Annotated in this window: 12 protein-coding genes and 1 riboswitch; of the genes, 8 read left to right on the plus strand and 4 right to left on the minus strand. The window is 50.9% G+C overall.

Features of this window, described 5'->3' with window-relative positions:
* Positions 1–2: 2 nt before the first annotated feature.
* Positions 3–1,361: a radical SAM protein gene (locus INF37_RS11235; RefSeq protein ID WP_193538368.1), complete on the minus strand. Its 1,359-nt coding sequence runs from the start codon at positions 1,359–1,361 to the stop codon at positions 3–5.
* A 230-nt stretch (positions 1,362–1,591) separates the two neighbouring features.
* Here INF37_RS11235 and INF37_RS11240 point away from each other — a divergent pair, with 230 nt between their 5' ends.
* Entirely contained in the window at positions 1,592–2,620 is a 1,029-nt protein-coding gene (locus INF37_RS11240; protein ID WP_193538369.1) for a hypothetical protein, read from the plus strand.
* 93 nt (positions 2,621–2,713) lie between these two features.
* Here INF37_RS11240 and INF37_RS11245 read toward each other — a convergent pair whose 3' ends face one another.
* From INF37_RS11245 to INF37_RS11255, 3 genes are all read right to left on the minus strand, one after another.
* Positions 2,714–3,580 carry an EamA family transporter gene (locus tag INF37_RS11245; protein ID WP_193538370.1) on the minus strand — a complete coding sequence of 289 codons (867 nt, stop codon included), beginning with the start codon at positions 3,578–3,580 and terminating at the stop codon, positions 2,714–2,716.
* Positions 3,581–3,716: 136 nt separating this feature from the next.
* The gene (locus INF37_RS11250; protein ID WP_193538371.1) at positions 3,717–4,292 is read right to left on the minus strand and encodes a TetR/AcrR family transcriptional regulator C-terminal domain-containing protein; all 576 of its coding nucleotides are present in this window, start codon (positions 4,290–4,292) and stop codon (positions 3,717–3,719) included.
* A gap of 410 nt (positions 4,293–4,702) precedes the next feature.
* A complete protein-coding gene (locus INF37_RS11255) occupies positions 4,703–5,632 on the minus strand; it encodes a cation diffusion facilitator family transporter (protein WP_193538372.1) in 930 nt (309 codons plus the stop codon).
* A 106-nt stretch (positions 5,633–5,738) separates the two neighbouring features.
* Positions 5,739–5,822: riboswitch (NiCo riboswitch) on the minus strand.
* A 330-nt stretch (positions 5,823–6,152) separates the two neighbouring features.
* On the opposite strand from INF37_RS11255, the gene INF37_RS11260 reads away from it, so the two are divergent.
* The 7 genes from INF37_RS11260 (at position 6,153) to INF37_RS11295 (ending at position 13,572) form a co-directional block, all read left to right on the plus strand.
* Positions 6,153–6,833 carry a TVP38/TMEM64 family protein gene (locus INF37_RS11260; protein ID WP_193538373.1) on the plus strand — a complete coding sequence of 227 codons (681 nt, stop codon included), beginning with the start codon at positions 6,153–6,155 and terminating at the stop codon, positions 6,831–6,833.
* Positions 6,830–8,365: a cardiolipin synthase gene (gene cls / locus INF37_RS11265; RefSeq protein WP_193538374.1), complete on the plus strand. Its 1,536-nt coding sequence runs from the start codon at positions 6,830–6,832 to the stop codon at positions 8,363–8,365. Before INF37_RS11260 ends, cls begins: the two co-directional genes overlap by 4 nt.
* A gap of 304 nt (positions 8,366–8,669) precedes the next feature.
* On the plus strand, positions 8,670–9,794 hold the full coding sequence (locus INF37_RS11270) for an AI-2E family transporter (protein WP_193538375.1): 1,125 nt from the start codon (positions 8,670–8,672) through the stop codon (positions 9,792–9,794).
* Positions 9,791–11,326, plus strand: a complete 1,536-nt coding sequence (locus INF37_RS11275; RefSeq protein WP_207730488.1) for a glycosyl hydrolase family 79 N-terminal domain-containing protein — start codon at positions 9,791–9,793, stop codon at positions 11,324–11,326. The genes INF37_RS11270 and INF37_RS11275 overlap by 4 nt, the downstream gene beginning before the upstream one ends.
* Positions 11,327–11,725: 399 nt before the next feature.
* Complete coding sequence (locus INF37_RS11285; RefSeq protein WP_193538509.1) at positions 11,726–12,253, plus strand: XRE family transcriptional regulator; 528 nt, start codon at positions 11,726–11,728, stop codon at positions 12,251–12,253.
* A 141-nt stretch (positions 12,254–12,394) separates the two neighbouring features.
* Positions 12,395–12,553 (plus strand): hypothetical protein, encoded by a 159-nt coding sequence (locus INF37_RS11290; protein WP_193538377.1) that lies wholly within the window; start codon positions 12,395–12,397, stop codon positions 12,551–12,553.
* 77 nt (positions 12,554–12,630) lie between these two features.
* Positions 12,631–13,572, plus strand: coding sequence for a hypothetical protein (locus tag INF37_RS11295; protein ID WP_193538379.1), 942 nt, complete (start codon positions 12,631–12,633; stop codon positions 13,570–13,572).
* Positions 13,573–13,578 lie beyond the last annotated feature (6 nt).

The following is a 13,578-nucleotide window of genomic DNA, read 5'->3' on the forward strand; positions in this document are numbered from 1 at the left end:
CGTTACTCCTTTTTTCCGCAGGCAGTGCAGCTGCCGCATCCTTTCCAAAGCTCCTCCGCCGTGCCCTTCCAGCTTTCCGCATAGGGCGTCGTCTTATCGCAGAGGTGGTCCACGCTCTCCGGACTCTGGTAGTCGGTGCTCACAGCGCCGGTCTTTTTCACCATAGCCCGCAGCGCCTCGGGATTTTCCAGCATGGGGCAAGGCCGCAGCATGTTTTCATTGAACGGCTGGTTGTCGTGGTACGCCATGAAGATCGGACTCTTGAGGGCGTTCAGCAGACTGGTGTCGTGGATATTGCAGTTGGAGTAGTGGATGAATACGCAGGGCTCCACATCGCCTTTGGCATTGATGTGCAGGTAGTTCCGGCCGCCGGCGATGCAGCCACCCACATATTCCGCATCGTTCTGAAAATCCATAGAGAAGATGGCCTTACTCTGGCGGAACTCCCGAATTCGGTGGTATACCTCTTTCCGCTGCTCCGGGGTAGGCAGCAGCTCGGTGGCTGCGTCATTGCCCACGGGCATATAGTGGAAGAACCAGACAAACAGGGCGCCACTGTCGATGATGTAGTCAAAGAACGCCTCGCTGGTAATATCCGCATAGTTCCGGCTGGTATAGCAGGTGGAGATGCCGAAGGGAAGATGATGTTCCTTCAAAAGAGTCATGGCCTGTTTGACTTTCTGATACACACCCTTGCCCCGGCGGGAGTCGTTGGCCTCCTCAAAGCCCTCCAGAGAAATGGCGGGGACAAAATTCTTCACCCGCAGCATCTCCTTACAGAAGTCCTCGTCGATCAAGGTTCCGTTGGTGAAGGCGAGGAACTCGCAGTCCGGGTGCATCTCACACAGCTTGATAAGATCCGACTTCCGCACCATGGGCTCGCCGCCGGTATAGATATACATATAGGTGCCAAGTTCCTTGCCCTGACGGATGATGGAGTCGATGGTTTCCAGGCTGAGATTGAGCTGGTTTCCGTACTCAGCCGCCCAGCAGCCGGTGCAGTGCATATTGCAAGCAGAGGTGGGGTCTAGCAGAATGGCCCAGGGAACATTGCAATTCTCACGGGCTTTGACCTCATCTTGGGTAGCGCTGCCCTTCAGGCTGGCGTTGAACAGGAAGTTCTGAAAAAAAGCGCGGCGCACACCGGGGTCCAGCTCGTAGATCCGCAGAATCAACTGATACCAGTTGTTCTTTTCCTCAATGACCTGACGGATGGCATCCCGCTGGCTCTGATACCACCCCTCCGGTGTAAACCGGTCCACCAAGGACATGAGCTTTGGGATGTTCTCCTCCGGGTTCCCTTCAATGTACTTCAATGCCTGATGAATGGCAAAGTTCTGCATATTGTCTTTCACGTTCATATGAATCATCCTTTCATTGCCTAATTCCGGCTGGTTAAGGCACATTATAGGGAATCACCACGAAAAGTCACGGGACATAATACATTGCCAGTCAAAAATTACGACATCCCATAGCCGCCGTTACTTTTTGGGACAAAGTGTATCAATTGTCCCTTGTTCCTGCGCTCATGTGGCACTAAGCTTTTTTTATCTCTTAGTCATATACAGCTATCCGGGAAGGAGACCCATCTATGGAAAACAGCATGTCCCGCATCTTAATTGAGACCACCGTCCGGCAAACCTTGAAGGGACTGAAAGAAAACCCCAAACGGAGCATTCGGAACTTAGTGGATATGGCACTGCACTTTTCAGACGGCCGATTTCAGAGCCACTTTTTTCAGACAGCCCGCACGATGCTGGAGCATGAGGAAAGCGCATACTATACACTGATTGAGGATGCCGTCAACCACATCGAGACAGAACACCTGGTAAAGTTCGGCATGAACCTGGGCTATAACAGCTGCACCTGGGGTGCCCAGCGCATCCGCATGAATGAAAAGCGCCTGGGCTTCAACATCCCCTGGACGGTGCTCTTTCTAATGGATGATCCCTATTCCACTCACCTCCCTCAATATGACCTCGCCATCCAAGAGGGAGAGCAGCTTGGAATTTACAGTTGGATTTTCTTGTCTCACAGCGATCCACTGGAGCTGTTCCCCCTGATCGAGCGCCATCCTGACAGTGCGTTTTTCCTTTTCTGTCGGTCGGAAGATATAAACCATGCGATTTTGGATGAAATCCTCCCCCTCAAGCACCTCATGCCTGTGGTTCGGTGGGAGGATGGAGCCGATGAGGTCTGTACGATGCTGCGAAATGCTCAGCTGCCCTATTCGGTCTATTACCCCTACTCACAGAAAGATCTGCAATTCATCCTGAATGGAGATCTGTTCAATGAGGCCCAGCAGCTGCATCCCCTATTCACCGCACTGGCGGCTAAGCCGGGCTGCCCGGTAAACATTCAGCATCTGGCCCATCAGGCGGCCATACAAGTGAGAAAGGGACAATCCTATCATACCGTCCCTTGGGAACTCTCTTGCGACACCCAAAATCTGGACGAGATTATCTCGGATGACTCCTGTTGTGCATTCTTTGATGAGAAAGGGCAGTTGTTTGCTCTGGATCATCCCGACCGCGCCCCCTTCGGCGATCTGTTCCAGGAGGGGCTGATCGCCCTTCTTCGGCAAGCCTATCCCAAATCTGTACCGGCATCCTCTCGATAAGAGAAAAGAGAGCGCATCGCAATGTCCATGCGATGCGCTCTCTCTTTGTCCGAAGAAAACCGCTTGTTTTCCTATTCGTACCTCTTTTAAACGCTATCCGAAGCAGGTCATCGTCAGCGTTCCAACTGTCATAAGAAAAAGACCAACTCCAGCTCTTTTACTCAGCTTCTCTCCAAACACGAAATAGGAAAATGCAATTGTGAGAAGGATGCTCATTTTATCAATAGGAACAACAATACTTACCACTCCGTTTTGAATGGCATAGTAATAACACAGCCACGAAGCGCCCGTTGCAATACCGGAAAAGAACAAAAAGACCAATTCTTTATGATCAAGATGCCGGAGTTGGGATTGCTTGCCCTTCATAAAGACAATTCCCCATGCCATGATCAAAACAACGACCGTTCGGATTGCTGTCCCCAGATTCGATTCCACTCCAGTTATGCCGATCTTTCCCAGAATGGATGTCAGTGCAGCAAACACCGCTGAGCCAATTGCATAGAAAATGTATGTATGATCTGTGACCTCACGGTTGGTTTTCTTTTTCTCCACCATCAAAATGATCCCCACACCCAGTAGGAACGTGCTGATCAATTTCATGAGGAGATGTTCTGTCTCCCCAAAACAAATGATTGCCAGCAGGACAGAGAGGATCGTGCTGGATTTGTCAATGGGAACGACCTTGTTTACATCGCCGATAGACAGTGCTTTGAAATAGCATATCCAAGAAGCACCCGTTGCAGCCCCGGACAATATCAAAAACAACAATGAACTTGAATTGATCTGTGTGATGGTACCAGCAGAACCGACCACAAAAACCATCAGCCAAGAAAACACCAGTACAACCACGGTCCGTATAGCGGTTGCAATATCAGAGTCTGTTTTTTTGATCCCACATTTTGCAAGAATGGCAGTTAATCCTGCAAAAACGGATGATAAAATTGCTGCCACTAACCACATTCCCTTTTCCTCCAATTATATTTTATATCCGACGAGCGGTCTGTGGTGGCGATCGTAATCTGCTTGGGTGATAAGGTATCTTCTGTCACTTCCCTTTTGGTCAAGAGATATTTATTTGCATTCTTATGCTCCTCCATCAAAAAGGGGCTTGTTCCATTTGAGACATCTCCTGACAGATAAAATGCGCACATTTTTCTGTGAGCCGCTTTACTTTTTCCACGAACTGCTCCGGCGGCATACATTCTTTGGTCCGCAGCCATCGCTCCATGGTACATATCACCGCATCGCCAAAAAAATCCAAAGTAAATTCGTCTACTTGCTCCCCTCCAAACAAACTGGAAATGCGCTCCGCTATAAACGGCCGCATATACTCCTGGAAATGATCGCTGAAGGAATTTTGTCCCTTGATCTGTAGCGCTTTACGATAAAATGAATGGTTCTGGTAAAAATACCCACAAATCTTCTCGATAAAAACCCAGTGTTCCCTATAACTGATACTCAAATTTTCATGTTTGAGAAGTTCAATAAATTCTGTATCAAAAATCCAATTTACAAGATCATACTTGTCTTTGAAATGATAGTAGAAGCTCTTTCGATTCATGTTGCAGCGCTCACAGATCTGCGCCACATTGATTTTATCAAAGGGCTGCTCCATCATCAGTTCTTTCAAAGAAGCCGCCAATGCCCGCTTTGTAATATTGGAATCTGCCATACACAGTCTCCTTTCATCACATCCGAAAATGCTCCACCAAAATCAAAGCTCCTATGAGAAACAATATGATTCCGTCTGCCGGTTCGAAATTTGATTTGTATTTGGCACCAAAGTAATGACCGATAAAATTGTCATGGGTTCCCGATTCTCACAGGGTTACCGACCAAAAGAAATTCTTCCGGCAGATAAAAAAAGAGACTTACCTGCCCAAACAGATAAGTCTCGTCATTTAAGATAATACCAGGAAAGTTCCAGTATGTTGGTATCACCACACCAAAGTGCTGACTACTCCCTTACATAGTGGTAAGTATATCATATCGCCGGAATATTCTCAACTCAATTCGACATTTCATCTTTGGACAAATCCGTCTTTGTGTCCCAATCTGTTCTGTGCAGTCGTCTTATGGGAATCAGCCAACTCCATTGGCTGGATTTAAATGGATCATAATATGCTTCACATCCGGGAAGGTCTGTTCTACTACATCATGGACATGCTCCGCCACCTCATGGGCATCCCGTAAGGACTTTTCCCCATCCACCTGGATCTCCAGATCAATATAGACCTTGTTTCCAAACATTCTGGAACGGAGCGAATCCACATGGACCACACCTTCCTGCGTAGCAATGTATTGTTCCATTTGCGCCTCATAGCTTTTCCCACAGGAGGTGTCCAGCAGTTTGACCACGCCGTCTTTCAAAATATCGTAAGAAGCCTTCACAATGAACAGGCAGATCACCACACTGGCCACAGAGTCCATCACAGGAAAGCCCAGCATGGCACCGCCGATGCCGATGAGGGAGCCGATGGAAGAAAAGGCGTCGGAACGATGGTGCCGGGCATCCGCCAAAAATGCTGAGGAGTGGATCAGCCTGGCATAATAACGAGTGTACCAATACATGGCTTCCTTGCTCACAATAGAGACGATGGCGGCCACCAGAGCGATCGCGCTGGGGATGGCAAGGGTCTCATAGCTGCCGGAAATGATGTGTTCCACACCCACCTTGCCGACGCCCAGTCCAGTCGCCAGCAAAACGATCCCCAGCAGCAGGGATGCGATGCACTCCATGCGCTCATGCCCATAAGGATGGTCGGAATCCGCTTCTTTCTTGGAGACCTTTACGCCGATCCAGGCGATCACCGTGGTGATCACATCGGAAAAGGAGTGGATCGAATCGGAGATCATGGCGCCGGAGTTGCCTGTGATCCCGGCAAACAATTTGAATCCAGACAGCACTGCGTTGCCGGCAACACTGACAAATGACATCTTACGGATTGCAGCCGCTTCATCCACGGCATTCCTGCGGGACACGGTGTCGGTCTTCTTTTTTACTGTGTTCATGGAAACTCCTCTTACTCATAGTGGATGATCAGGGATTGCTCTTATCCGCACACATTCAAAGTTCTCGTTTCCCCAAGTGAATATAAAAAGCACCTGCGGGGCATACAACTGTCCCGCAGATGCTTCATGTCTGCTGCCATTCTGGCCCGGCAAATGACCCGCTGGTCATCGCCTGTTCAGTTTGTACTGTTGAGCTTGCATTCCAAATGGAATGTAATGCAGTGCAAAGAGTGACTTCACTTTACCGAGAAAGCGGCTCTTTGTCAAGAATTCTCTCCCAAAAATCATGGGACAAACGGCTGGTTTTGTCGCAAAATGTAACACTAACAATGGAACTGAGGAAAAGTGTAACGCAAGCAGGGCTTTGCCCAATGAAACAATCTGATTTTATGATTACAATATTCCTCACATAAGACAGATAGGAGGATTTCACTTGACATTTCATCCGCTTTCGGGCTGGTTGTCCTGTTGGAGAGAGACTGCCCACGGGCAGTCCTTCCTCTTTTAAAAGGGGTCCGCCATGAGAAAACATCGTCCAAGGTGGTTTTATGCAGCAGCATATATCCTGGGTGGGGTCCTTTTGGGACTTGCTGTTGTTTTGGTCCTGCGTTCCGGCATTTCCTTGGACACACTCGTAACCTTCCCATCAAAAAATCCTCTTCTGGCCGCTGGCCTCCTTCTGTTGTGCTATGGACTGAAGAGCGCAACTATTTTCTTTCCTCTGCTCCTATTAGAAATGGCTGCTGGATATCTCTTCCCCACCATCACTGCCTTGGTCATCAATTCCCTTGGAATATGGATCGTACTGACCATTCCCTACTGGATCGGCCGCGCTTTAGGTCTCCGTCAGGTGAGCAAACTGACCCAGAAATATCCCAAATTTCAAACTATTATGGAAAAACAGCAGAACCATTCCCTCTTTCTCTGCTTTTTCCTGCGCGCTATCAGTTGTCTGCCCGGAGATCTTGTTACCATGTATCTGGGCGCTACCCACACCCCTTTTTTTCATAATCTTCTGGGAGGTACCCTGGGAATCCTTCCAGGAATGATATTGGCCACCTTTATGGGCCTCAGCATTCAGGATCCATCCTCGCCTGCCTTTTGGATCTCTGCGGCATTATCTGTTGGTTTGGCTGTTTTGTCGACCATGCTCTACTATATCTATCTGAAGCGACAAAAGGGAAAGGAGGGCCATGTATGAATCAGAAATGGTTTCGGCAACTATTTCGCCGACGGATTCTGGTGATCCTCCTGCTGGTCGCTCAGGCCGCATTTCTGATCCATCTGCTGGTCCGGGGCGGGCGGATCTCACAAACTTTAAATGCAGTACTGACGATCCTGAGCTTTTTAACGGCGCTGCATATTGTATCCAGGCGAGATAAGGCCGCCTATAAAACCGCCTGGGTCTTTCTGATCCTGCTCTTTCCGCTCTTTGGCGGACTGCTCTATCTCATGTTCCATTTTCAGGGTCCCACCCGCAGTCTAGCTAAAAAGGTCCGCACCGCAGAAACAGAGAATGCGGCGCAGTTTGCCCTGCCCGGGACCGGATATGATGCGGCCAAAGAATGCTTGGGAGAGCTGCTCCCTCAGGTGCGATACCTTCAGAACACTGCCGGCTTTCCCATTTACGATCACACCTCGGTACGCTACTTTTCACCCGGTGAAAGGCTTCTTGAGGCCCTGTTGCCTGCGCTGGAACAGGCAGAGCATTATATTTTTCTGGAATTCTTTATTGTGCAGGAGGGGCACATGTGGGACTCCATCCTGTCCATTCTGAAAGAAAAGGCCGCCCAAGGCGTCAAGGTACGCCTGATTTATGACGATATTGGCTGCTTTCTCCTGTTGCCGCAAAACTATCCCCAACAGCTGCGGGAATTTGGAATTGAATGTGTGCTCTTTAACCCCTTCCGCCCCTTTCTGACTGCCAAGCAGAACAACCGGGACCATCGAAAAATTATTTCGATCGATGGAAAAGTGGCCTACACCGGCGGAATCAATCTGGCCGATGAGTATATCAACGCTATCGAAAAGCACGGACACTGGAAGGACGCTGGAATTTTGGTGGAAGGCAAGGCTGCATGGAGTTTTACCATTATGTTTCTGGAGATGTGGCAGATCTGTACCGGGCAGCAGGAGGACTTTCAAATCTATTATCCCCGGTCAGAACAACTCTGTACCGTTTCGGGAGAAGGATTTGTGCAGCCCTACGCCGACAGCCCTCTGGACACGGAAAATGTGGGAGAGCACGTCTATCTTCAGATCCTAAATCAGGCCCAGAACTATGTTTATATCAACACCCCCTATCTCATTGTAGATGACAGCATGGTATCCGCTTTAACGCTGGCGGCAAAGCGCGGTGTGGATGTGCGGATTATTACGCCCCACCGCTGGGACAAGTGGGCCATTCACATGACCACTCGCTCCTACTATCGGGATTTGGTCTGCGCGGGGGTCCGGATCTATGAATATGAAAAGGGCTTTATGCACGCAAAGACCTTTGTATGCGATGACCGGGTTGCCACCGTTGGCACCACCAATTTGGATTTCCGCAGTTTGTATCTCCACTTTGAGTGTGGAGCGCTTCTATTCGGCAGTTCCGCGGTCCGAGACATCAAGCAGGATTTTCTCACCACTTTGCAGACTTGCCGTCCCATTCTGGAGAAAAACTGCCGCAGCAATTTCTTTGTGCATCTGTTTCAGGATATTCTCCGTCTGTTTGCACCGCTGATGTAACAGGGAAAAGAATTCTCCATGTTTGATACCCCAGAAAAACGGCGCACAACCTCGGGAAGCTACCAATCCAGCGGGAGCAAAACGCAGCTATCCATTTCCTCGGGTTTCTGTGCTGACGGTCAGGCGCAGGAATTTCTGTTACATTTGCTTCACCATCCAACGTTCTGATTTGGAGGAATCCTTTTTATGAATGTGTTCAGGGAAAGTGCAGCCCACGCTGTCTTATATATCGTAGAATCGATTATGGGCATTCTCCTGCTTGATCCGATTCAGTTCACTTCCAATGTACAGGGGGGTGCTGCTTATGTATATTGACTGGAAGTCCTGTGCCAGAATCGGTATCGCAGCGTTTCTTTTGTACCTATGTATTACCTATTGGTCTGTTTTTGCTGATTTGTTTCAAAACCTGCTTCAGGCCGCCATACCGCTGCTGCTAGGTTGTGTTCTTGCATATGCCATTAACATTTTGATGAGCTTCTATGAAGCACATTACTTTCCTCGGTCCCCCAATTCCGCTCTGATCAAAAGCCGCCGTCCGGTATGTATGTTGGCAGCTTTTCTTACCCTGGCTATTCTTCTGATTTTCATTGTCAAACTGGTGATCCCGGAACTGGTTTCCTGCATCAAACTGTTGGCGGGACAAGTCCCCACAGCCATCAACAACCTGCTTGCATGGCTGGAGACCAAAAACATAGTACCAGAGAACATCCTGGCTTCCTTGCAAACAGTGGATTGGCGAGCAAAGGCCCAGCAGATAATCACCTTTTTGACCTCTGGCATCAGCAGCGTCATGGGTGCGGCCGTCAGCGCAGCCGTCTCTGTATTCTCCGGTGCCGTAACTCTGCTGCTTGCCCTGATTTTCTCCATTTATCTACTGCTGGGGAAAGAAAAACTGGGAAGCCAGTTTCATCGACTGATGCTGCGGTATGTAAAGCCAGGCATCTATGTCAAGATGCGATACGTCCTCTCCGTTCTTAACGACTCATTTCATAAATATATTTTGGGTCAGTGTACCGAAGCTGTTATCCTGGGCGCGCTCTGCACCGCTGGTATGTTGGTTCTAAATCTTCCCTATGCCACCATGACGGGGGCTGTCATTGCCTTTACTGCTCTGATCCCTGTGGCAGGCGCTTATATCGGCGCGGGCATAGGTGCGTTTATGATCCTTACAGTCTCACCGGTCAAAGCAATTATTTTTCTCATTTTTATTGTTGTATTGCAGCAGTTGGAAGGAAATCTTATTTATCCCCGCGTCGTCGGCTCCTCCTTGGGACTCCCAGCTATCTGGGTGCTGACGGCCGTCACACTGGGCGGCGGCTTGATGGGGATTCCAGGAATGCTGCTGTGCGTTCCTCTGGCCGCAGCTTTGTATCGTCTCGTCAAAGAAGATGTCAATCGTTCTCAAACAAAGGAGTGTATAAAGGTATGAAAAATGAGAAGCAAAGTCCACAAGAAAGCATCTCTTTGACCGTTTATCCGTCCCATCTGATGCGCCATCTAGACAAGCGGCTGATGTCCTATAACATTGAGATGACAGAGGTGAGCGGCGGAACCTTCTGGAAGTCCTATACGGAGGAACAGATTGCCGGTACAGCGGAGTTTCCCTCGGTCACATCGTTCACCGATGTGACCGCCATGCCGGAGCTGATGGAGTATTATCCCCCCATCGATCTGCATAACAAGCGGCTGCGGGAGCTTACCAAGGCACTGGGTCCTGCCTGGATCCGTGTGTCCGGCACATGGGCCACCAAAACCTATTACGACTTTGAGGATGTGACCAAGGGGAAGGCACCGGATGGTTATAGCAGCGTCCTGACCCGCGAACAGTGGATGGGGGTTTTGGATTTTGCGTCGTATGTCGGCGCCAAGCTGCTGATCTCGGTCAGCAACTGCACTGGCGATCACCCCAACGGGGGACCGCTGGATCTGACCCAGGCAAAGAAGATCTTTGACTTCAGCCATCAATACGGTGTAGATATTGATGCCGTGGAATTTATGAATGAGCCAAATATACTGGAGCTGTCCGGCGCGCCCCAAGGCTATACCGCCGCGGACTATGCCCGGGACCAGGATATTCTATATAGATGGGTTCGCTCCCATTACCCCAACTGTCTTCTGGTCGGCCCATGTACCACCGGAGACCCTGCTGCCGCAGGTGCGGAGAACAAAGGGTTCGGGGCCGGAATCGCCAGTATGACCAAGACCTGTACCACAGAAGAGCTGCTGGCAGGTACTCAAATTCCTCTGGATGTGTTCAGTTATCACTATTACAATGGTGTCTCTGAGCGGATCGCCGGGACCATGCCAGCCGCCCACTGGCCCGCCCATTTGGCTCACAGCGATGCATATCTGGCCGTGGCTCCGGACTGTGCCAGAGCCCATACAGCACTCAGGGACAGATTTGTCCCCGGCGGGCAAATGTGGGTTACAGAATCCGGCGATGCCGGTGGAGGCGGAGATACCTGGGCCTCCACTTATCTGGACGTTCTGCGTACGCTGAACGAACTGGGCAGCTATGGCACCATTACCAATGGTGTTATCTTCCACAACACGTTGGCCTCTTCCGACTATGGTTTTCTGGAACACGGCACCTTTTTACCCCGCCCCAATTACTTCGCCGTCCTGCTCTGGAACCGGCTGATGGGAACTGCCGTATATGATTGTAGGGAGCTCAACCGGGAAAATATCCATATTTACTGTCATTCTCGAAAAGACGGAGCCTGCGGGGTGGTATATTTGATCATCAACAATTCCCTCACGGATACCATTTGTGTGACGATTCCCAAAGAAGCCCTGCGCTACACGCTGCACGCCCAAACGATGCGTTCTTCTACGATGCTACTGAATGGGAAAGAATTAACCATTTCAGGCACCTGCGGTATTCCTAAACTTACACCGGATCTGCAACCCCAGGGAACTGTTTGGCTTGCACCGGGCAGCTGTACTTTTCTTGTACTATAAAACACTTGTAAGGTCCGGCCTATGAATCGACATAGGCCGGACCTTTTGTTTGTTGCACACTAAAAAAGAGGAAATTCGCCACTGATGTGATCACAGACCTGGCCGCTATCCGGCTGGAGTGCAGTGTCCGCGACAGCGTAAACCTTCATGATTTGGACGAGTATAACACCCACTCCCGCCCCATTTGCGTCACCGCCACGGCAGATTTCGCCCAAGATCCCCTGTATGACCTCCAAGGACAAGGGGATCAAAACGATGGACAGAGATAGGGAGGCATTGCGGACCGAACTGTACGAGGCAACCGACTGCTTTCTTCAAGAAGATACTTTTCCGGAATTGCCTTTCTCGTCGGAAAACCGTATAATGACCACGAGAATATATAAGGGTGGGATGACGGTTATGGCGAGAGTATCCACGAAAGAGAATAAGAATATTTACCACAAAACACGGGAGGAGCTGCACCTGACCCGGGAAGCAGCCAGCGAACTTTTGGAATCCCTTGCGCCCGAGCGCATCGAGAAGATCGAGAACGAGCGCTGCCTGCCTCACCCGGATGAAGTGCTGGTCATGGCGGATAAGTACAAACAGCCCAGCCTCTGCAACTACTACTGTGCCAACCAGTGCCCCATCGGGCAGCAGTATGTGCCGGAAGTAAAAATCAAGGACCTGTCCCAGATCGTTCTGGAAATGCTGGCCTCTCTCAACTCTATGAACAAGCGCAAAGAGCGGCTCATTGAGATCACGGCGGACGGCATGATCAGCGAGGATGAGCTGACAGACTTCATCTTCATCCAGAAAGAGCTGGAGCGCATCTCCATCACAGTGGAGACGCTGCAGCTCTGGGCGGAGCGGATGCTGGCCACCGGTGCCATTGATGCCAAGCAGTACCATGCCTGCAAGGAACGACTGGAAACCGAGGAAAATTAAGCGAAACAATTTGCTGCCGCAGTGGAAATAGGCGCTCCTATTTTGCTGTATCTGTCCTGGTCGCTCCTCCGACGGAATGGTAAAATATCCCCATAAGCAGAGGGGCAGCACTCTGAGACCATGTACAGCGAGGTGATCCCAATGGACACAAAAGCGCGGATTCTGGCACTCCGTCTGATGGAGCGACTCCGGAACGATCCGGCTTATGCGCAGTCCTTGGGCGTGGAAGCCGCCCTGAAAAAGCGGCTTCCACCTTCTATCCACTCCCATCTCCAAACAGAGGTCCTCACCGTGCTGTGAAGCCCTTTTTTGCAAACTGGGAGGGTTTGATAATGAGAGATGAGATCTGTGTGTATCGGGGAAAGGAGGCAAAGAGTATGCGTCCTTATGACGAACAGCTGCGCGCTTTGCAGGCCCAGTGCGCCCGAAAAAAGAAGCTGGAAGCCACGGTGGCAGAGCTGCGTGCTCAGCGGGATACGTATACCGCCCGGACTCAGGAGCTGGAGCAGCAATGCCGGGAGGAACAGGCGGATGTGGACCGCCTGGAAGGGCGGAGCCTTTCCGCCTTCTTCTACCAAGTCATCGGAAAAATGGATGAGAAATTGACCCAGGAAAAGCGGGAGGCCTACGCCGCCCGGGTCAAATACGACGCCGCCGTCCGGGAGTTGGACGGGGTTAAGTGCGATCTGCGCAGGTCCGAGGAGGAGCTGGATTCCCTCCGGGACTGCGAGCAGCGCTATGCCTCCCTGCGGCAGGAAAAAACACAGGCGGTCAAAGCGGCCGGCGGCAACACGGCGGAAGAGATCCTGACCCTGGAGGAGCGGTCGGCCTATCTGGAGAGCCAGGTGCGGGAACTGGAAGAGGCCTGTGCCGCCGGGCAGGCCGCGCTGGTCACTGCGGACCAGATCGCCGACAGCCTGCAGAGCGCGGAAAGCTGGGGCACCTGGGATCTGGTGGGCGGCGGCCTGTTCGCCGACCTGGCAAAGCACGACCATCTGGATAAGGCCCAGGCATCTGTGGAATCTCTTCAGTCTCAACTGCGCCATTTCAAGACGGAGCTGGCCGATGTGACCATCACCGCCGATTTTCAGGTCAGTATCGACGGCTTTCTGCGGATGGCCGACTACTTTTTTGACGGTCTCTTTACCGACTGGGCCGTGCTGGATCAGATCCATCAATCCCAGGCCCAGATTCAGGATACCAGAAATCAGATCTGCGGCGTACTGGGCCATTTACAGACTCTGATGGACCAGGCCACCGCGGAGCGGGACAGTCTCCAGCAGGAAATCACACGCCTGGTAGACAGTGTACCCATGTGAGCGGAC

It is taken from the genome of Pseudoflavonifractor gallinarum (assembly GCF_014982855.1).
In the GTDB taxonomy this organism is placed as follows: Bacteria; Bacillota; Clostridia; order Oscillospirales; family Oscillospiraceae; genus Pseudoflavonifractor_A; species Pseudoflavonifractor_A gallinarum.